Annotated in this window: 2 pseudogenes; both read left to right on the plus strand. The window is 62.5% G+C overall.

The features are described from left to right. Window positions 1-248: pseudogene (locus EN939_RS37305) on the plus strand (branched-chain amino acid ABC transporter permease); the annotation flags it as partial. A 3-nt stretch (window positions 249-251) separates the two neighbouring features. Then, a pseudogene (locus tag EN939_RS37310) lies at window positions 252-525 on the plus strand (branched-chain amino acid ABC transporter permease); the annotation flags it as partial.

Genomic DNA, 525 nt, shown 5'->3' on the forward strand with positions numbered 1-525 from the left:
TGCAGTTCTCGCTGTCGCTGGTGGTGCTCAAGGCGCTGCCGGTGCTGGTGCTCGGCGGTTTCGATTCCATCCTCGGCGCCATCGTCGGCGGCCTCTTGATCGGCGCCAGCGAGAAGCTCGCCGAAGTCTATATCGGCGACTATTTCGGCGGCGGCATAGAGAGCTGGTTTGCCTATGTCGTCGCGCTCGTCTTCCTGCTGATCCGCCCTTCCGGCCTGTTCGGCCAGAAGCTCGTCGAGAGGATCTGAACGATGACCGCGATAACAAGCGATTTCGCCGCTGCGCCGGTGCTGCCGAAATGGGTCGTGCCCGTGCTTTTGCTCGCTTTCGCTTACGGCGTCGTGCCGCTGATCGGCTCAAGCTATCTGTTCGAGGCCATCCTGCTGCCTTTCCTGGCGCTCAGCCTTGCCGGCGTGGGCTTGAACATCCTGACCGGCTATGCCGGCCAGGTGTCGCTTGGCAGTGCTGCTTTCATGGCGGCCGGCGCCTTTGCCGCCTATAATTTCAACCTGCGTGTCGAAGGCC

The organism is Mesorhizobium sp. M7A.F.Ca.CA.002.05.1.1, from assembly GCF_003998335.1.
Classification (GTDB): Bacteria; Pseudomonadota; Alphaproteobacteria; order Rhizobiales; family Rhizobiaceae; genus Mesorhizobium.